The sequence below is a fragment of the Streptomyces sp. NBC_00457 genome (assembly GCF_036014015.1).
GTDB lineage: Bacteria > Actinomycetota > Actinomycetes > Streptomycetales > Streptomycetaceae > Streptomyces.
In genome coordinates this window covers 4,113,620-4,131,013 of the sequence record NZ_CP107905.1, presented here as the reverse complement: position 1 = coordinate 4,131,013, position 17,394 = coordinate 4,113,620, and the positions used below count along the sequence as shown (strand labels likewise).

Sequence of the window (17,394 nt, the reverse complement as noted above, 5' to 3'; positions counted from 1 at the left end):
CAGGCTTTTTACTTGGAGTCGCCCTCGGTCCCGGCCGCTTCCTCCTCGGCCAGCGCCGCGTCCAGCCGGGCCCGCGCGCCGTCCAGCCAGCGCCGGCAGACCTTCGCCAGCTCCTCGCCCCGCTCCCAGAGCGCGAGGGACTCCTCCAGCGTCGTACCGCCCGCCTCCAGCCGCCGTACGACCTCGATCAGCTCGTCCCGAGCCTGCTCGTACCCCAGCGCCTCGCCCGCGGCCACGCTCTCCTCCACCTTGCTGGTCATGCGCCCACCCTATGCATCGCTTCGTGCGTCGACTCGTACGGAGAACTCACCCTCGGCGACCCGCGCGCGCAGTGCCTCGTCCGCCGTCACCTCACCGGGATCCCGGACCACATGCCCGTCGGCCTTCTGCAGCACCGCATAGCCCCGCTGCAGGGTCGCCGCGGGGGAGAGGCCCACCACACGCGCGTGGGTGTGCGTCAGCTCCGAGTCGGCGCGGTCGAGGAGGTGGCCGAGGGTGCGCCGGCCGCGGTCGGTCAGGGACGCGACATGGTCGGCCCGCTCGTCGATCATGCGGTGCGGATCCTCTATCGACGGCCGGGCCAGCGCATGCGCCAGCCCCCGCTCCTCCCGCTCGATGAACGCCTCGACACACCGCCGGGCACGGTCACGCAGCAGCCGCACCCGCTCGTATTCCTCTCCCACGTCCGGTACGACCTTCTTGGCGGCGTCCGTGGGAGTGGAGGCGCGCACATCGGCGACGTAGTCGAGGAGCGGGTTGTCGGGCTCGTGTCCGATGGCGGACACCACGGGCGTACGACAAGCCGCGACCGCCCGTACGAGCTGCTCGTCGGAGAACGGCAGCAGATCCTCCACGCTGCCGCCGCCCCGCGCGACGATGATCACGTCCACGTCGTCGATCGCGTCCAGGTCCTTCACCGCCTGCACGACCTGCGGCACGGCGTGCACGCCCTGCACGGCGACGTTGCGCACCTCGAAGCGGACGGCCGGCCAGCGGTGCCGGGCGTTCTCCAGCACATCCCGTTCCGCGGCGGAGGCCCGCCCGCAGACCAGCCCGATGAGCTGCGGCAGAAAGGGCAACGGCTTCTTCCGCTCGGCAGCGAACAGCCCTTCCGCTGCGAGCGCCTTCTTCAACTGCTCGAGCCGCGCGAGCAGTTCCCCCACTCCCACGGGCTTTATCTCGGCGGCCCGCAGCGACAACTGCCCCCGCGGCGCGTACCACTCCGGTTTCGCCAGTACGACGACCCGGGCGCCCTCACTCACCACATCGGCGACGGCATCGAACACCTGGCGATAACACGTGACGCTCACGGAGATGTCGTACGACGGATCCCGCAACGTCAAGAACACGACCCCCGCCCCCGGCCGCCGCGACAACTGCGTGATCTGCCCCTCGACCCACACCGCCCCGAGCCGGTCGATCCAACCCCCGATGAGCCGCGACACCTCACCGACGGGCAGCGGCGTTTCCGCGGACGTGTTCAAGGCCATGCCGCGAGCGTAACGGCCACCGCTGACAGCACACCTCGCCAGTCGTGTCGAGCGCGGCCTTACGATGGGACGCATGACTGCTTCGCCTGGCCGCCGTGTCCTGCTCGCCGCCCCCCGGGGCTACTGCGCGGGTGTGGACCGCGCCGTGATCGCCGTCGAGAAAGCCCTGGAGCAGTACGGGGCTCCCGTCTATGTCCGGCACGAGATCGTCCACAACAAGTACGTCGTGCAGACCCTGGAGAAGAAGGGCGCCATCTTCGTCGAACGGACGGAAGAGGTCCCCCCGGGGAACATCGTGATGTTCTCCGCGCACGGCGTCGCCCCCGTCGTCCACGAAGAGGCGGAGCGCGGCCGGCTCGCCACCATCGACGCCACCTGCCCGCTCGTCACCAAGGTCCACAAGGAAGCCGTCCGCTTCGCCGGCGAGGACTACGACATCCTCCTGATCGGGCACGAGGGCCACGAAGAGGTCATCGGCACGTCCGGCGAGGCCCCCGAGCACATCCAGCTGGTCGACGGCCCCGAGGACGTCGCCAAGGTCGAGGTCCGCGACGAGTCGAAGGTCGTCTGGCTCTCCCAGACCACGCTCTCCGTCGACGAGACGATGGAGACCGTCGACGCCCTCAAGGAGAAGTTCCCGCAGCTCATCTCCCCGCCCAGCGACGACATCTGCTATGCCACGCAGAACCGTCAGCTCGCCGTGAAGGAGATGGGCGCGCAGGCCGAGCTGGTCATCGTGGTCGGCTCCCGGAACTCCTCCAACTCCAAGCGGCTCGTCGAGGTCGCCAAGCTCGCCGGCTCCCGCGAGGCCTATCTCGTGGACTACGCCGACGAGATCGACGAGGCGTGGCTCGAGGGCGTGTCCACGGTGGGTGTCACCTCCGGCGCCTCGGTGCCCGAGATCCTCGTCGAGCAGGTGCTGGAGTGGCTGGCCCAGCGTGGCTTCGAGGACGTCGAGTTGGTGAAGGCGGCCGAGGAGTCCATCACCTTCTCCCTGCCGAAGGAACTCCGCCGTGACCTGCGCGAGGAGGCGGCGACGCTGGTCGCGGAGCGCGGCGGGGCGGGCACGGAAACGGGCACCGGGACCGGCGCCGGCACCGGTTCCGGCACCTCCGGGGAGTGACCGTCAGTCCACCGTCGTAACGTAGGGCCATGCAGATCTTCGGCGTGGACATCGGTGGATCCGGGATCAAGGGCGCCCCTGTGGACCTGGACAGGGGCGACCTCGCTCAGGAGCGCCTGAAAGTGCTCACTCCCCATCCGGCGACGCCCGACACGGTGGCCGACGGGGTGAAGGAGGTCGTCGACCACTTCGGCTGGACGGGCCCGGTCGGCATCACCTTCCCGGGCGTGGTCACCGGCGGGGCGACGATCCGCACCGCGGCCAACGTGGACAAGAGCTGGATCGACACCGACGCGCGCGCACTGCTGGGCGAGCGGCTCGGCGGCCTCCCGGTGACCGTGATCAACGACGCGGACGCGGCGGGCGTCGCCGAGATGCAGTTCGGCGCCGGCCGCGACCGCCGGGGCACGGTGATCATGCTCACCTTCGGCACCGGCATCGGCAGCGCCCTCTTCATCGACGGCGTCCTCGTCCCGAACACCGAGCTGGGCCACCTGGAGCTGGACGGGCACGACGCGGAGAAGCGCGCCTCCAGCAAGGCCAAGGAAGACCACGACCTGTCCTGGGAGCACTGGGCGCACCGGGTCCAGGCGTATCTCGCCCATGTGGAGATGCTGTTCTCCCCGGAGCTGTTCATCATCGGCGGCGGTGTCAGCCGTAAGTCGGGCAAGTTCCTGCACTTCGTCGAGGGCATCAAGGCCGAGATAGTGCCGGCGCAGCTGCAGAACAACGCGGGGATCGTGGGAGCGGCGATGCGGGCGGCGAAGGAGGGCTAGGGCCGGCGGGAGGGCACTACACCCGTCGGCGGTGGCGCACCCAGCGGACCCTGCGCACCGTCACGATCACACCGGCGATCAGCGTCCCCCCGTACAGCCACCCCGCCTCCGTGGCGAGCGCCGTGACGAACCCCATCAGCCGCCCGTCGGCCCCGTCGCTCCCATCGGCGACGGGCAGCAGCCCCACGGCGAAGGCGATCGGCACCACGACCGGCGCCGTCACCAGGTCGGCCTTGCGGATCCATACCGCCGTCAGCACGCACACCGGCAGGAACAGCACGCCGTACACCGTCGTCGACGACCCGAACAGCAACGAGTCGAGACAGCCGGACGCCAGCATCAGCACCCCGCAGAACAGCCCGCCGCCGAGCCCGGTGAGCCGGGGGTTCGGCATCCGGCGCACGGCCCGGGCGATCCGCCGCACGGCCAGCACCACCGGCGGAGCGGGCCGCCGTACGCCCGCCCCCGGCGGCCGCCCCTGAGGCCGGCCACCCGGGCCCCGGCCCTGCGGGGGCAGCCGGGGTGTGCTGCGTGGCGTTCCGTCTCGGGGGGACCGCGTCCTGTGTTGCTCCACCGGACCAACCTAGGTCGGTTTATGTGCCGAATAGCCCGTCAGACACGCCGTTGGACAGACGTTGGCCAAGCGTTCGATACGACGCCGATACGGGGTGCGGCAGCCCGTAGACTGGTGGATCGGCCCAGGTCTCCACGCCTCAGTCCCCTCAGATCCCTCAGGTCCTCTCACGTACGGGAAGTCGCAACGTGTCGCTCACGATCGGAATCGTCGGTCTGCCGAATGTCGGCAAGTCGACCCTGTTCAACGCCCTGACCAAGAACGACGTGCTGGCGGCCAACTACCCGTTCGCCACGATCGAGCCGAACGTGGGCGTGGTCGGCGTCCCCGACGCCCGGCTCACCAAATTGGCCGAGATCTTCTCCTCCCAGCGCATCCTCCCGGCGACCGTCGACTTCGTCGACATCGCGGGCATCGTGCGCGGTGCGAGCGAGGGCGAGGGCCTGGGCAACAAGTTCCTCGCGAACATCCGTGAGTCCGACGCGATCTGCCAGGTCATCCGCGCCTTCAAGGACGAGAACGTCGTCCACGTCGACGGCAAGGTCTCGCCCAAGGACGACATCGAGACCATCAACACCGAGCTGATCCTGGCGGACCTCCAGACCATCGAGAAGGTCCTTCCCCGGCTCCAGAAGGAGTCGCGGATCAAGAAGGACGTAGCGCCGAAGGTCGCCGCGATCGAGGCCGCCAAGGAGATCCTGGACAAGGGCGACACCCTCTTCTCCCAGGGCATCGTCCAGGGCAGCGAGCGCGCGGAGCTCCTGCACGACCTGCACCTCCTGACCACCAAGCCTTTCCTCTACGTCTTCAACGTCGACGAGGACGAGCTGGTGGACGAGGACTTCAAGAACGAGCAGCGTGCCCTGGTCGCCCCCGCCGAGGCGATCTTCCTCAACGCCAAGCTGGAGGCGGACCTCGCCGAGCTGGACGAGGAGGACGCGATGGAGCTGCTGGAGTCGGTCGGCGCCGAGGAGCCCGGCCTCGCCACCCTCGCCCGCGTCGGCTTCAACACCCTCGGCCTGCAGACGTACTTGACGGCCGGCCCCAAGGAATCCCGCGCCTGGACCATCAAGAAGGGCGCCACCGCCCCCGAGGCCGCCGGCGTCATCCACACCGACTTCCAGAAGGGCTTCATCAAGGCCGAGGTCATCTCCTTCGCCGACCTGGTGGAGACGGGCTCGGTCGCGGAGGCCCGTGCCAAGGGGAAGGCGCGGATGGAGGGCAAGGACTACGTCATGCAGGACGGGGACGTGGTGGAGTTCCGCTTCAATGTCTAGCCGGTGGCTTAGCATCACTTCACTGATCTGGTAAACGTGCAGGTCAAATGGGTCTGGCTCTCGGGGTCAGGCCCCTTGATTTTTACCGTGCTGGATAGGTGCTGGATTTTCTGACCTCTCGTCACCTGTCATCACCCCTGCTCATCCCTACCGTGCTGGATTCGTGCTGGGGAGGATGAGAGCGCCCTGGGGCGAGCACTGTCCAGAGCCTGGCCTGCGGTCGAGAGGCGCCTCGTGGCCCGTGACGGCCTTCGTTCACGTGGCGGAGGCGATGGCGCTCCGTCTTGCGAGTGGCGAGGGTCCCGGCCGGGGCCATGGGTGCTGTGGTGGGTTGGCTCTTCTGCTGTTCTTGAGGAACGCTGACTGGAGGTCAGCCCGTTGAAGCCGTGATGGCGCGGAAGACGGTGGGCGTCTGGATGAAGTCGGACACGAGTGGCTTGCCTCGTGCTGTCATGCACGCGTGCATTCCCTGACTGTGCAGGTGGACGGAGATCACCTGGCCCACCTTGTCCGTGGTCCGCGCGCCGGCCTGACGGAACTCATCTGGAACGCCCTCGACACGGATGCTGACGTCGTCGATGGGGCCTTGAGTTCAGCACGCTGGGTGCTGTGGAACGCGTCCTCGTGGTGGACCGCGGTCACGGTATGTCGCCAGACGACGTGCAGCAGGGATTCGGCGCACTGGGGGGCTCATGGAAGAGGGCCACCAGGACTACGCGGCAGCAGGGGCGGCGCCTTCACGGAGAACAGGGCAAGGGGCGGTTCGCGGCATTCGGTAGCGGCGATGTCGTCGAATGGTGCACGGTGCATGAGGACGGCCCTGCCACCGAGACGAGAATCCGCGCGGAGCGTCACAATCTGCGCCGCTTCGAGATCACCACTGCTTCGGCCGAGAGGGAAAAGGGCACCACGGTCTCCATCGTCCCGGTCCATGAAGCGGCGGGTAAGCAGCTTGAGCAGGACTCGCTGATCGACACTCTCTCGGCAGAATTCGCGATCTATCTCCAGGTGCCGTAGTCGGTCCAGGTGTAGGTGACCTCGCCGGTGCGGCAGTCGGCGATGCGGGCGAAGTCGCGCCGGCGCCGTCCACCGGCTTTCGCGTGGGGCCCGCAGGGAGGCGAGGCCCCCGCCACGGTTGGCGAAAGACGTGGTGACCGTGTGGCGTGGAGTGTTCGGGTTCCCTGGCCTGGCGTCATGCCTCCTCGGCGCCGCGGTCTGGTACGGAGCCGTACTGGCTGCGCAGGCGGGCCTTGAGGATCTTGCCGGTGGCGTTGCGGGGGAGGGTGTCTACGAGGACGACCGACTTCGGGAGCTTGTACTTGGCGAGTCGGCCGGACAGGGAGTCCATGATGTCGTCGGGCGACACGGCGGAGCCCGCGCGGGGCACGACCAGCGCTCTGCCGACCTCGCCCCATCGTTCGTCGGGTACGCCGATCACCGCGCATTCGGCGACCGCGGGATGCTGGTAGAGGAGTTGCTCGACCTCTGCGGGGTAGACGTTCTCCCCGCCGGAGATGTACATGTCCTTGATTCGGTCGACGATCGTGACGTACCCCTCCTCGTCGACAGTGGCCGCGTCTCCGGAGCGGAACCAACTTCCTTGGATGAAGGCGTCCTTGGTCGCTTCGGGCCACTGCCAGTAGCCCTTCATCACGTTGAGGCCCTCGATGATCACCTCGCCGACCTCGCCCGGTGCGACATCGGTGAGGTCGGGCCGCACCACGCGTACGTCGGTGAAGAAGCAGGGTGTGCCGGCCGAGCCGGCCTTGCGGATGCTGTCCGGTGCGCGCAGGCCCAGCGCGGCGGGAGCGGTCTCGGTCAGGCCGTACGCCTGGAGGAAGGTCAGGCCACGGTCCTGGTATGTGTGGATGAGGGCCTTGGGTACGGGTGCCGCCGCGCACATCAGGATCCGGATCGACGACAGGTCGGCCGTCGCCCACCGCGACGACCGGGCCATGGCCTGGTACATCGCGGGTACGCCGAACATCCTTGTCACCCGGTGCTCGGCGATGACGTCGAGCACCCCTTCCGGGTCGAAACCGCGCATCAGCACCGACGTCCCTCCTTTGAGGAAGCCCGGCAGGAAGACGGTGTTGAGGGCGGCGGTGTGGAACATCGGTGCCACCACCAGAGCGACGTCGTCGGAGGCGATGTCCACGTCCAGCAGGATGTTGAAGCAGTTCCAGGCGATGTTGGCGTGGGTGAGCATGACGCCCTTGGGACGGCCGCTGGTGCCGGAGGTGTACTGGATCATGCACACCTCGTCGAGGCCGACCGTCTCGTCCAGGGGGTTGTCCGGCGCGCTCGCGAGTAGCTCCTCGTACGCCTTCCCCACCTCGACGTAGTGCTTCACCTCGACGTCGTCCCTGAACGCGTCGACGATGTCGGTGAGTTCGGCGTCGTACAGCAGTACCGGCGCCCCCGCGTCCCCCAGGATGAAGGCCAACTCAGGTGCCGCGAGGCGGGTGTTGAGCGGGACGAAGACGGCGCCCAGCGCGCTCGTGGCGAACAGGGTTTCCGCCAGGGCCGGATGGTTCGCGCCGAGGTAGGCCACCCGGTCACCGTGTCCGACCCCCAGGGCACGCAGGGCGTGAGCGAGCCGCGTCACGCGCGCGGCCAGCTCTCCGTAGGACAGGGATCCACCGTCGTGCACGACGGCGGTGGCCTCCGGTGCCATGCGGGCGCGCCGCGCGGGCCACGAGCCGAGCCCTTGATTGCGCATGGTGCGTCTCTCTTCTCTCAGAGCTCTCAGAGCCAGTCGGGCCATGTGTAGTCGGCCGATTCGTCGTGGTCCCGGCGGGGCGGCAACGGGGCGAGCCGCCCCCGGGAGAAGACCAGCGGCGCGGCGCCGTCCTTCTCCACCCCGAGTTCCCGGACCCGGCCGAGGACGAAGTAGTGGTCGCCGAGGGTCCACACGTCGGCGATGTCGCAGTCGATCCAGGCGACGACGCCCGCCAGGACGGGGCTGCCCGAGGGCGCGCCGCGCCACGGGTGGCGGTCGAAGACGTCGGGTGCCTTGGCGCTGACGTCCCGGCAGAGACCCTCCTGGCCGGCGGCCAGCACATTCACGCAGAAGGCGCCGCCGGCCATGATCCTTGGCCAGGTGGTGGAGGAGCGGCCGGGGAAGAACGCGACGAGCGGAGGGTTCAGGGACACCGAGACGAACGAGCCGATCACCATGCCGACCGGGGTGCCGTCGGGTTCCTTCGCGGTGACCACCGTGACACCCGTCGGGTAGTGGCCGAGCACGTGCCGGAACCGGCCGGGGTCGTCCGCCTGGCCGCCGCCGGGCGCCGTCGCGGCGGGCGTCGACCGGTTCACGACGGAGTCTCCACGCCGAGCAGAGAGCGGCCGTACCCCGTCGCCCACCAGCCGTGCTGCGCGTTGATGTGCGTCTTGTACGTGGCGACGTCGCGCAGGTACCGCTGCATGCGCTCGCCGTTCGCCAGCGCGCTGGAGCCACTGGCCGAGGCCAGCATCTCGACGGCCTGGCAGGCCAGTTGGCCGGACTGCCGGGCCGTGAGGGAGAGGGCCTGGTCGTCCAGTTCGGAGAAGGGCTCGCCCCCTGCCAGGCCCCGGGCCGCGTAGGCGGTGTAGTCGTCGGTGACCGACAGGATGATCCGCTGCGCGCTGTCGGCCAGGGCCGTGGCCAGTCCGAAGTTGCGCTGGTGTTCCGGGTCGTGGCTGCGCGGCTTGAACGGGGGCAGCGGGCTGTTCTTGGTGGTGATGATCCGCTGGTACTCGTCGGCCGCGGCCAAGGCGGTGCCCGCCACGATCGAACACAGCTGGATGTTGAAGAACGCCATCAGCCGGCCCGCGTACATCGGGTTGCCGTGCAGTTCGACACCTGGTCCGCCGGTGGCGTCGTTCGCCAGGAGGTGGGTCCTGGACACGTACTCGTACGGTACGAGGACGTCCTCGGCCACGACGCTGTTGGAGCCGCTGCCGCGGAAGCCCAGGATCTCGCCCCAGTTGTCGAGCATCCGCCAGCCGGAGGGGACGAGCACCAGGCCCGGCGTGGGCATGCCGCCCTGCTCGTCGACGATGCGCACACCGCCGAGGAAGTGCGTGGAGACGTTGACCCCGGAGGCGTAGTCCCAGCGGCCGTTGACCAGGTACCCGTCAGGGGTCCTCGTCGCTGTGGCGCTCGGGGCGATCGGCAACGGGGCCCGGAAGTCGCCGTCCGGCCCGAACACCTCGCGCTGGGTGCTCTCGGGGAAACGGCCGGCCACCACCAGGCTGTGGGAGGCGGCCAGACACAGGTTCCATCCGCTGGACGGGCAGCCGCGAGCCACCTCGGTGACCATCCGGGAGTAGGTCCGCAGGTCGAACTCGTAGCCGCCGAAGCGGCGTGGCTGAAGGGCCCGGTAAAAACCCGCCTCCAGAAACGCCTTGTGCGTGTCCTCGGAGATACCGGTCCGCTGTTCGGTCTCGTCCTGATGATCACGAAGCCAGGCCCTCATGCCGGCGGCCCGGCGCACCAGTTCCTCCGGTGTCAGGTCCGGCTCCGGCTGCGGAATCTCGATGATTTTCTCGGCTGCCTCGGTTGTCTCGGACAATTCGCACCCCATCCGCTGCTGTTCTGGGTCGGCCTGAAGGGAGTGTTGGCAGCGCGGCGAAGGACCGTCCAATGCCGGTAACTGTGGGCTTGATGAGTGCCGTGCATCACAGCAGGTCGGAGGGGGTGACGGGAATGCCGCACATTTCTGCCTGGTGACGTGCGGGGAAGCGCGCTGTAACCTGGCGCGGACCACAACGCCGTGGACCTCGCCTTTCTGGAGGGCTGAGTGGAACTCCGGAGCCTGCGCCATTTCTCGGCGCTCGCCGAGACCTTGAATTACCGGGTCGCCGCCGAGCGTCTGCACCTCACCCAGCCCGCGCTGACGCGATCGATCGCCGCCCTCGAGCGTGAGCTGGGCGTCCAGCTGTTCGACCGCGACAAACGGCATGTGGCGCTCACCGCCGACGGCGCGGAACTGCTCGAACGGGCGGGCGAGGTGCTGGCCGACGCCGAGCGGCTCTCCGCCACCGCGGGCGCCATCCGGGCCAGGCGACGGGACGAGGTGCGGGTCGCGCTCTACGGGGTGGCTCTCGCGGAGCTGACGCATCCGGTCATCGAGGCGTTCTGCGAGCGGTATCCCAGAGTCACGATCCGGGTACACGAAGCGGACTTCCACCAGGGGCTCGCCCCGCTGCTGGCCGGCGAGTACGACGTGGCGCTGTTGCCCCTGAACGTCGACATGCCGGGCCTGACACGAGTACCGATCTTCACCGAGCCCGCTTCCCTCGCGCTGTGGAAGGGGCATCCGCTGGCCTCGGCCGCCGCGGTGGACGTGACCGAGGTCTTCGATCAGCCCTGGGTCACCCCCGAGCCGGGCCTCGACTTCTGGGTGGGCAGACGAAACGGGGACGACGCCCCGACAGTCGGCTCCCACGCCCGCTCGGCCCTGGACGTGTCCTCGAAGATCGCCTACCAGCACATGGTGGGACTGATGCCGCTGTCGGCCACCCGGATGTTCCCGCACCCGGGAGTGGAGAACGTCGCTCCGAAGGAGCCCCTCGGCTTGGTGGCCGCCGTCGCCTTTCCGGAGGCCGGTCACTCGCCCGCCGCCCCGGCCTTCGCCGAGCTCGCACGCCGGGTGGCCCGACGTGCGAGCGGCGTTCCGTACGCCGAACTCGCCCGGTAGAAGCGGTCAGCCGCCGTACGGCGGCTCGCCCGCCCAGGCCGCGTGCAGGACGGCGCGCAGATCGTCGGCGGACGCCGGGCGGGGATTCGCGTACGGCGCCCCGAGAGCGACATCGACCGCACGGTCCACGTCGGCGGCGGTCAGGCCCAGGTCGGCGAGCGATCGCGGGATGCCCAGCCGCTCACCCAGCTCGTGCAACTCGCGTACCGGATCCGGGACATCGAGCGCCCGGCGCAGCGCCGCCAGTGCCTCGGGAACCGCCGGCGCGTTGAAGGCCAGCACATGGGGCAGGACGACGGCGTGTGTCTCGGCGTGCGGCAGGTCGAAGGTGCCGCCGAGCACATGGCAGAGCTTGTGGTGCAGCCCCATGGTGGTCGCGCCGAGACAGGCACCGCACAGCCACGCCCCGTACAGCGCGCGGCTGCGCGCGTCATGCCCCGAGGGGTCGGCGACGCTCTCGGGAAGGGCCGCGGCCAGCGCCCGCACACCCTCCTCCGCCATGAGGGAGACGATCGGAGTGGAGTCCGGGGCGTACAGAGCCTCGACGGCGTGCGCGATCGCGTTCATGCCACTCGTCGCGGACCCCACGGGCGGCATGGTGAGCGTGAGCAGCGGGTCGTACACGACGCTGCGCGGCAACACCTTCGGGTCGCGCCCGGTGCGCTTGACCGCGCCCTCGGTCAGGCCCCAGACGGGGGTCATCTCCGAGCCGGCGTACGTCGTCGGGACGGCGACGATCGGCACGCCGGTCCTGAGCGCGACGGCCTTGGCCAGGCCGGTCACGGAACCGCCGCCGACCGCCACGCAGCCGTCGGCCCGGGCTTCGCGAGCCGCTTCGACGGCCAGGTCGGCGACCTCCACCGGGACGTGCGTCACCGCCCCCGCGTACAGCCCGGCGCAGGCTTCGCCGAGAGACGCGGCGACGGCACGGGCCGTGTCCAGGCCATGGTCGTCGCACAGCACGAGGACGCGGCGCAGTCCGAGAAGCGCGGCCTCGTCGGGCACCGCTCGCGGCACCGCACCCGACCGGAAGACGACGCGCATCGGCTGTGCCTGGTAGGTGAAGTCCAGGGCCTCGTCCTTCACACGATCACCGGTTGCAGCACGATGTCGAAGCGAGCCCGGCGGAAGGGGTTGGCCAGGCCCAGCTCTGCGGCCTCCTCGGGGGAGTCCACCTCGACGAACTCCTCGACCAGGCCCTCCTTCACGGCGAAGACGGCGTCCGACTCCAGATAGTCGCTGCCCGCCACGAAGATGTGCGTCGTCACCGGGCTGTGCCCCTCGGCGCCCACGATGAAGTGGACATGGGCGGGACGGTAGGGGTGGCGGCCGGTCGCCTCCAGCAGGGAGCCGACAGGCCCGTCCGTCGGAATCGGATACGGGCTGGGAACGCACGAGCGGAACCAGAACCGCCCGTCCGCGTCCGCCGTGAACAGCCCGCGCCCATTGCCAGGCGGCTGCTTCTCCGGCTGCTGGACGTCGTAGAAGCCCTGGTCGTCGGCCTGCCACACGTCCAGCGTCGCGGCGGGCAGCGGGGTGCCGTCGACGGAGACGACCCGTCCGCTGATCACGCAGGGCTCGCCGGCGCCGACCAGGTCGATGGTGGCCCCGAGTTCCCGGATCGGGGACTCGGTCATGTGGAACGGGCCGAGCACCGTGGAGTCGGTCGCGGCGGCCGCCTTGTGGTCGTTGATCGTCTCGACGAGCATCGACACACCCAGGACGTCCGACAGCAGGATGAACTCCTGCCGGGTGTCGTCGCACATGTGCCCGGTGGCGGTGAGGAAGTCGATCGCCCGCTCCCACTCGGCCTGGGTCGGCTCGATGTCCCGTACGAAGTCGTGCAGGTGACGCGTCAGGGAGGCCAGCACCTCGCGCAGTCGGGGATCGGAGGTGTGGGCGAAGCTTTCGAGCACCGCCGTCGTCGTCGCGGTCTTCGCGGTCTTCGCGGTGAAGTCCATGGCCGCTCAGCCCCGTCCGAGAATCTGCCGGAGCGCGTCCCCCAGTGCGGCCGTGACGTCACCGGTGGCGTCCTGGCGGCGGAAGGCCACGTGGTTGTCCGGCCGCACCAGCAGCGCGCCCGAGTCGCCGATCTCCCGCAGCCGGGCCCAGTCTCCGTACGGGTCCTCGTACTCCTGGCCGGGGCCGATGACCGCCGTGGCGATCTCCAGGCCGAACTCCTTGCCGAGGATGCGGGCGGCCTCCGTCCAGGGCTCGCCGCCGATGCCGGTGATCAGGGTGAACCGGCCGTTTCCGCCCAGGTCCAGGGTGGACAGATTGCGGGTGCCGGAGCTGAGCCAGGCGTGCGGGAGCTTGGCGCCGGGGCGGGTGCTCGGCTGGAAGTGCAGCTCGGGGTCGCGTGCGAAGCCGGGGTCCGGTGTGCCGTCCGGGACGATCGCGGCGGAGGTGTAGCGCTGGTTGAGGTCCACGCCGTGGGCGTTGAACTCGTATGCCTTGAAGGCGATCGCCTCCCGCAGCCGCGCCCGCTGCTCCTCGGCCTCCGTAGTGGCGTCCTTGCGGGCGGCGATGTTCCGCCACAGCTGTTCGGGGGTCTGCGGCGCCAGGCCGCCGAGCGCCTCGAAGACGGGTGCCGTCTCACCGATGGACTGGTTGGCCCGGGTGACGACCTGCTTGCCGACCGGCGCGCGCTCGTCGCTGTAGGTGTCCAGCAGGGACGGGGACGCGATGCCGTCCAGGACCAGCTTCAGCTTCCACGCCAGGTTGTAGGAGTCCTGTGTGGAGGTGTTGGAGCCCAGCCCGTTGGACGGTGGGTGACGGTGGCAGGCGTCGCCCGCGCAGAACACCCGGCCGCTCGAGTAGGTCTCGGCGTACATCTCGTTGACCGTCCACGCGGAGGACGACTTGATGGTCACCGGGATCTCGTCGTCGCCGATCAGCTTGCGTACGACGGACAGGGCGTACTCCTCGGTGAGGTCCGGCGGCCCGGCATCGACGTCGTAGCCCCACACGATCAGCCACTCGTTCCACGTCCGTACGCAGCGCACCAGACCGGCGCCGATGCCGCCCACGGTCGCGCCGGGCGCCAGCACCCAGTAGAGGGTGGCGGGGCGGTGCGCCACGTACTTGGTGAGGTCCGCGTCGAAGACGATGTTGATGCTGCCGGCCACGCCCATCTGGCCGCCCATCGGCAGCCCGGCGTCCTCGGCCACCTTGCTGCGGCCGCCGTCCGCGCCGATCAGGTACTTGGCCCGGATAGTGTACGTGTCGCCGCGCAGCCGGTCGCGGACCGTGGCGGTCACGCCGTCGGCGTCCTGCTCGTGCGACAGGTACTCGGTGCCGAACCGTAGTTGGCTTCCGCGTGCTATGGCCGCGTTCACGAGCACCGGTTCCATGAGGTGCTGCGGCATGTCACACATCCGGGTGGGGCTGGCCAGCTCGTGCGCGGCCTGCACGAGCGGCTCGTTGCCCCAGGACCTCAGCCGGCCGAGCTCCTCGCCCGCGAGGGCGGTGCAGAAGACGGTGTTGCCCATCAGGTGCTGCGGGGTGGCCTGGGCGATCACGTCCTCTTCCACACCGAGGTCACGCAGCACTTCCATGGTGCGCTGGTTGGTGATGTGCGCCCGGGGCGTGTCCGCGAGGCGTGAGTAGCGGGTGACCATGACGTTCGGCACACCATAAGTGCTCAGTGCCAGTGCGGCGCTCGCTCCCGCGGGGCCGCTGCCCACGATGAGCACCTCGGTCTCGACGGTTGTCGCGGTTGTCATCGGGAGGTTTCCTCCACCGCCGCCAGCCGCTTGGTCAGCCAGGTCATCAGCGCCTCGGCCACGTCGTCGGAGTTCTTCTCACCCATGGGCAGGTGACCGTTGCCCGTGAGCCCCAGGTCCGCCAGGCGCAGCAACTCGACGTCCGCACCGGCCTGGGCGAGGTAGCCGGCGACACCGTGCTGGAACCCCGCGAACGGTGAGGCGTCGGCCGCGACCACGGCGATCGGGAAGCCCCGCAGCCCTGGCAGGGACCGCACGGGGCCGGCGTGTTCGTCCTGGACCAGGCAGTCCTGCGGCCCGTCGCCCCCGGCCTCGCGCAGCCGGGTGCGCAGTTCCTCCGGGGTCCGCACCGGCGGCTCGTAAGTGATCGGGGCCGCGGTGAGCCCCCACTCCAGCTTTCCGAGGCCGGGCAGTTCGACGAACGGGGGTCCTATCGGCTCGATGGAGACGACGGCCTTCACCAGCCCGGGCCGTGCATCGGCGACCAACCAGCCGAAGGGCGCCCCCATGGAGTGGGTGATCAGCACGGCCGGTCCGATCCGGTCCAGCAACTCGGCCCCGCAGCGCCGCATCTGCTCCTCGTTCGCGGTGAAGGTGGGCAGCGTCGGGCCCTGGCTCGCCATCAGCTGGTCCAGCGCGCAGTCGTCGCCGATTTCGCCGCTGCCGGGCCACTGGCTGACGGGTCGTCCCGCCCCGTCGCAGAACAGCCAGCGGATGAACTCGTACGTCGGCGCCGCGCCCTCGATGGGCCCGAGGACATCGGGGTGGTACGGGGAGCGCCCGTGCCCCGGACGGTCGACCACGTACACGGCGTAACCGGCCTCGACGAACCGGGTGGCCCAGCCGGGGCGGCCGTCAGGCGTCGACAGGTAGTCCGAGCCCTGGCCGCCGCCCCCGTGGACCATCACCACGGGCAGCGGATGCCGGAGATCGGCCGGGATCTGGTACTGGACGTACATCGCGGCCTCGGCGGCGGTCCCGGCCTCGGTCGGCTTGCGCCCGACACCGACCCAGAACGCGCCTTGCTCGCTGATCGTCAACGGCGAGGCGGCACGGGCCGGCTCGGTGGTTCCGGGTGGGGGGGAGCTGGTCATCGGTGAACCTCCGTCACGGCGTCTGCGCCCATGCCCAGCACTATTGGTGACCGGCTCCCGGGCGGTCCAATGCCGGTTGGGGACGCCGTGATGCATGGCGCTCATCAGCGTCCCGGAGGGCGGCTACTTCGGCGGGAGGGTGCGCGTGGGGGCGAGGGTGACCAGGGCGTCGGTGTAGAGCGCGGCCTCCAGCTGCTCGACGACCGGCAGTTTGTGCAGCGGGTCGCGGTCGGAGAGGCCGGTCACGTGGAAGCTGCCGGTGCCGACCCACCGCTTGGGCGTACCGGTAGCGGCGCTCGTGCGCGCAATGACCTGGGGACGGCATGCGGACTCCTCAGAACAGCGGCGCCGACCAGGCGTTCATCCGCGCGCAGAACGCCAAGGCGGCCCTGCGCGCCCTGCGCCATGCCGGTGCCCCCACCACGCTCAGTCAGCTGGCCAAGACCGCCGGACTCTCGCGCCCCACGGTCGAGTCCGACCTGACCGGCCGCGGCTGGGCGGAGGAACTCTTTCCCGACGACGGGGCGATGGGACGCCCGGCCCGCCGCTTCCGCTTCCACGCGGCAGCCGGCCATGTGGCCGGCGCGCTGGAGTTCGTCGAACCGTTGGCCGGCATCTGCACGGCCGACAACAGGAACTCCACGAAGGCGGAGTCGCTGGCGAAGGAGAATACGTCGGTGGTCGGGTTCGCCGCGGACGCCCGATTCGGGCGCGCGTACCTTGACCGAACGGACAAAGGCGTCCAGCGTCTTCCTCGCGGCCGGGTGTCTCTGCGGCTTGACGTGCTGGATGTGCTGGATCGGCTCAGACGGTGCTGGATGGGCGCTGGATACGATCATCCGAAGGGCGTTTCCGCAGGTGGGAGCGCCGTATTGAGTGTTCCGCTCAGGCCTGGTCAGCGGGGCAGTGAAACTTCTCAGACTTTGACGACTTCCACGGTAGGGCCGCACAGGAGTGTCAGGTCCTCGGGGTCAGAAGTGAGGACCGTGACCGGCTGGGGCACGCTGTGGGCGATGGCGGCGAGAGCGGCATCGATGGCGTACTTGTGGCCGTGGAGGTGATGGGTGCGAAGAAGGACGGCGGCCCGGTCGGCGATCTCCTTGGTGACGTCGTGAACGTCCACGCGGGAGAGGACCCACTTGATACGGGCCTGGTGGATGCGGTCGTAGTCGGCCTCAAGGGTGGTCATGGCACTGGTGGCCACACGGATGCCCTCTTCCGACGCCGCCTGGACCAGAGCCACGACGGTGCGGTCCTTGCGGTAGAGCTTCGAGAGCCCTTCGCTGTCGAGCAGCACGGTGCCGGGCATCAGGCGGCGGCCCCGCCGGCCTGTCGGTGGTCGTGGCGCAGCACCGCGCGTGCGGCCTCGATCTCTTCGCGGGTGAGTTCCTCGTTGTCGGTCTCGAAGTCGGCGACGATCTCCCGCAACTTGTCCATCGCAACCCGCTGTTCGAGAGCCTCGGCAACGTAGGCGGAGAAACCGCCGGGCCCGACGTGGGCGCGCACGGCCTCGGCGAGATCTTCAGGCAGACTGATCGAGTATTTCCTGCTACTACTCATGGTGCCAATCCTACCGGCGGTCGTAAGTCTTTGGGGTGTGAACAGCTCCTCGCGGGGTCCGATCGATCCGCCGGGCTGCGTGAACGCC

Annotated in this window: 18 protein-coding genes; 5 read left to right on the top strand and 13 right to left on the bottom strand. The window is 69.7% G+C overall.

Annotation, left to right across the window (positions count from 1 at the left end):
- Nucleotides 1–8: 8 nt before the first annotated feature.
- Together OG828_RS18565 and xseA are read right to left on the bottom strand one after the other, a co-directional pair.
- Entirely contained in the window at nucleotides 9–260 is a 252-nt protein-coding gene (locus OG828_RS18565) for an exodeoxyribonuclease VII small subunit (RefSeq protein ID WP_328438752.1), read from the bottom strand.
- Nucleotides 261–269: 9 nt separating this feature from the next.
- Nucleotides 270–1,490: an exodeoxyribonuclease VII large subunit gene (xseA, locus tag OG828_RS18560; protein WP_328501754.1), complete on the bottom strand. Its 1,221-nt coding sequence runs from the start codon at nucleotides 1,488–1,490 to the stop codon at nucleotides 270–272.
- A gap of 64 nt (nucleotides 1,491–1,554) precedes the next feature.
- On the opposite strand from xseA, the gene OG828_RS18555 reads away from it, so the two are divergent.
- Together OG828_RS18555 and ppgK are read left to right on the top strand one after the other, a co-directional pair.
- Complete coding sequence (locus OG828_RS18555; protein ID WP_328357698.1) at nucleotides 1,555–2,613, top strand: 4-hydroxy-3-methylbut-2-enyl diphosphate reductase; 1,059 nt, start codon at nucleotides 1,555–1,557, stop codon at nucleotides 2,611–2,613.
- Nucleotides 2,614–2,642: 29 nt separating this feature from the next.
- Nucleotides 2,643–3,389, top strand: coding sequence for a polyphosphate--glucose phosphotransferase (gene ppgK / locus OG828_RS18550; RefSeq protein ID WP_328501753.1), 747 nt, complete (start codon nucleotides 2,643–2,645; stop codon nucleotides 3,387–3,389).
- Nucleotides 3,390–3,405: 16 nt separating this feature from the next.
- Here the strand turns inward: ppgK and OG828_RS18545 are convergent, their stop codons facing one another.
- Nucleotides 3,406–3,825, bottom strand: coding sequence for a DUF6542 domain-containing protein (locus OG828_RS18545; RefSeq protein ID WP_443060150.1), 420 nt, complete (start codon nucleotides 3,823–3,825; stop codon nucleotides 3,406–3,408).
- Nucleotides 3,826–4,151: 326 nt separating this feature from the next.
- Here OG828_RS18545 and ychF point away from each other — a divergent pair, with 326 nt between their 5' ends.
- Together ychF and OG828_RS18535 are read left to right on the top strand one after the other, a co-directional pair.
- On the top strand, nucleotides 4,152–5,240 hold the full coding sequence (gene ychF / locus OG828_RS18540; RefSeq protein WP_328357689.1) for a redox-regulated ATPase YchF: 1,089 nt from the start codon (nucleotides 4,152–4,154) through the stop codon (nucleotides 5,238–5,240).
- A gap of 609 nt (nucleotides 5,241–5,849) precedes the next feature.
- A complete protein-coding gene (locus tag OG828_RS18535; RefSeq protein WP_328438749.1) occupies nucleotides 5,850–6,257 on the top strand; it encodes an ATP-binding protein in 408 nt (135 codons plus the stop codon).
- A 175-nt stretch (nucleotides 6,258–6,432) separates the two neighbouring features.
- On the opposite strand, the gene OG828_RS18530 is transcribed toward OG828_RS18535, so the two are convergent.
- From OG828_RS18530 to OG828_RS18520, 3 genes are read right to left on the bottom strand one after another with little or no spacing between them, the layout of a single operon-like run.
- A complete protein-coding gene (locus OG828_RS18530; protein WP_328501752.1) occupies nucleotides 6,433–7,962 on the bottom strand; it encodes an acyl-CoA synthetase in 1,530 nt (509 codons plus the stop codon).
- A gap of 26 nt (nucleotides 7,963–7,988) precedes the next feature.
- Nucleotides 7,989–8,561 carry a flavin reductase family protein gene (locus tag OG828_RS18525; RefSeq protein ID WP_328501751.1) on the bottom strand — a complete coding sequence of 191 codons (573 nt, stop codon included), beginning with the start codon at nucleotides 8,559–8,561 and terminating at the stop codon, nucleotides 7,989–7,991.
- A complete protein-coding gene (locus OG828_RS18520; protein WP_328501750.1) occupies nucleotides 8,558–9,799 on the bottom strand; it encodes an acyl-CoA dehydrogenase family protein in 1,242 nt (413 codons plus the stop codon). The genes OG828_RS18525 and OG828_RS18520 overlap by 4 nt, the downstream gene beginning before the upstream one ends.
- 228 nt (nucleotides 9,800–10,027) lie before the next feature.
- Here OG828_RS18520 and OG828_RS18515 point away from each other — a divergent pair, with 228 nt between their 5' ends.
- Nucleotides 10,028–10,927 carry a LysR family transcriptional regulator gene (locus OG828_RS18515; RefSeq protein ID WP_328357675.1) on the top strand — a complete coding sequence of 300 codons (900 nt, stop codon included), beginning with the start codon at nucleotides 10,028–10,030 and terminating at the stop codon, nucleotides 10,925–10,927.
- Between the two features lie 6 nt (nucleotides 10,928–10,933).
- Here the strand turns inward: OG828_RS18515 and OG828_RS18510 are convergent, their stop codons facing one another.
- From OG828_RS18510 to OG828_RS18480, 7 genes are all read right to left on the bottom strand, one after another.
- Nucleotides 10,934–11,971, bottom strand: coding sequence for a maleylacetate reductase (locus OG828_RS18510; protein WP_328504890.1), 1,038 nt, complete (start codon nucleotides 11,969–11,971; stop codon nucleotides 10,934–10,936).
- 38 nt (nucleotides 11,972–12,009) lie between these two features.
- Nucleotides 12,010–12,888: an intradiol ring-cleavage dioxygenase gene (locus tag OG828_RS18505; protein ID WP_328501749.1), complete on the bottom strand. Its 879-nt coding sequence runs from the start codon at nucleotides 12,886–12,888 to the stop codon at nucleotides 12,010–12,012.
- A gap of 6 nt (nucleotides 12,889–12,894) precedes the next feature.
- Nucleotides 12,895–14,652 (bottom strand): FAD-dependent oxidoreductase, encoded by a 1,758-nt coding sequence (locus OG828_RS18500; RefSeq protein ID WP_328501748.1) that lies wholly within the window; start codon nucleotides 14,650–14,652, stop codon nucleotides 12,895–12,897.
- A complete protein-coding gene (locus tag OG828_RS18495; RefSeq protein WP_328501747.1) occupies nucleotides 14,649–15,746 on the bottom strand; it encodes an alpha/beta hydrolase in 1,098 nt (365 codons plus the stop codon). The genes OG828_RS18500 and OG828_RS18495 overlap by 4 nt, the downstream gene beginning before the upstream one ends.
- Nucleotides 15,747–15,869: 123 nt before the next feature.
- Nucleotides 15,870–15,992, bottom strand: coding sequence for a hypothetical protein (locus tag OG828_RS18490; RefSeq protein ID WP_328501746.1), 123 nt, complete (start codon nucleotides 15,990–15,992; stop codon nucleotides 15,870–15,872).
- Between the two features lie 670 nt (nucleotides 15,993–16,662).
- Nucleotides 16,663–17,055 carry a type II toxin-antitoxin system VapC family toxin gene (locus OG828_RS18485; RefSeq protein WP_328357660.1) on the bottom strand — a complete coding sequence of 131 codons (393 nt, stop codon included), beginning with the start codon at nucleotides 17,053–17,055 and terminating at the stop codon, nucleotides 16,663–16,665.
- A complete protein-coding gene (locus tag OG828_RS18480; RefSeq protein ID WP_328357657.1) occupies nucleotides 17,055–17,306 on the bottom strand; it encodes a hypothetical protein in 252 nt (83 codons plus the stop codon). Before OG828_RS18480 ends, OG828_RS18485 begins: the two co-directional genes overlap by 1 nt.
- Nucleotides 17,307–17,394: the final 88 nt, after the last annotated feature.

Bases quoted from the DNA above. Each gene is read 5' to 3' on its own strand.
- OG828_RS18565 (WP_328438752.1), bottom strand. From the start codon at position 260: ATGACCAGCAAGGTGGAGGAGAGCGTGGCCGCGGGCGAGGCGCTGGGG.
- xseA (WP_328501754.1), bottom strand. From the start codon at position 1,490: ATGGCCTTGAACACGTCCGCGGAAACGCCGCTGCCCGTCGGTGAGGTG.
- OG828_RS18555 (WP_328357698.1), top strand. From the start codon at position 1,555: ATGGGACGCATGACTGCTTCGCCTGGCCGCCGTGTCCTGCTCGCCGCC.
- ppgK (WP_328501753.1), top strand. From the start codon at position 2,643: ATGCAGATCTTCGGCGTGGACATCGGTGGATCCGGGATCAAGGGCGCC.
- OG828_RS18530 (WP_328501752.1), bottom strand. From the start codon at position 7,962: ATGCGCAATCAAGGGCTCGGCTCGTGGCCCGCGCGGCGCGCCCGCATG.
- OG828_RS18510 (WP_328504890.1), bottom strand. From the start codon at position 11,971: ATGCGCGTCGTCTTCCGGTCGGGTGCGGTGCCGCGAGCGGTGCCCGAC.
- OG828_RS18505 (WP_328501749.1), bottom strand. From the start codon at position 12,888: ATGGACTTCACCGCGAAGACCGCGAAGACCGCGACGACGACGGCGGTG.
- OG828_RS18500 (WP_328501748.1), bottom strand. From the start codon at position 14,652: ATGACAACCGCGACAACCGTCGAGACCGAGGTGCTCATCGTGGGCAGC.
- OG828_RS18495 (WP_328501747.1), bottom strand. From the start codon at position 15,746: ATGACCAGCTCCCCCCCACCCGGAACCACCGAGCCGGCCCGTGCCGCC.
- OG828_RS18485 (WP_328357660.1), bottom strand. From the start codon at position 17,055: ATGCCCGGCACCGTGCTGCTCGACAGCGAAGGGCTCTCGAAGCTCTAC.
- OG828_RS18480 (WP_328357657.1), bottom strand. From the start codon at position 17,306: ATGAGTAGTAGCAGGAAATACTCGATCAGTCTGCCTGAAGATCTCGCC.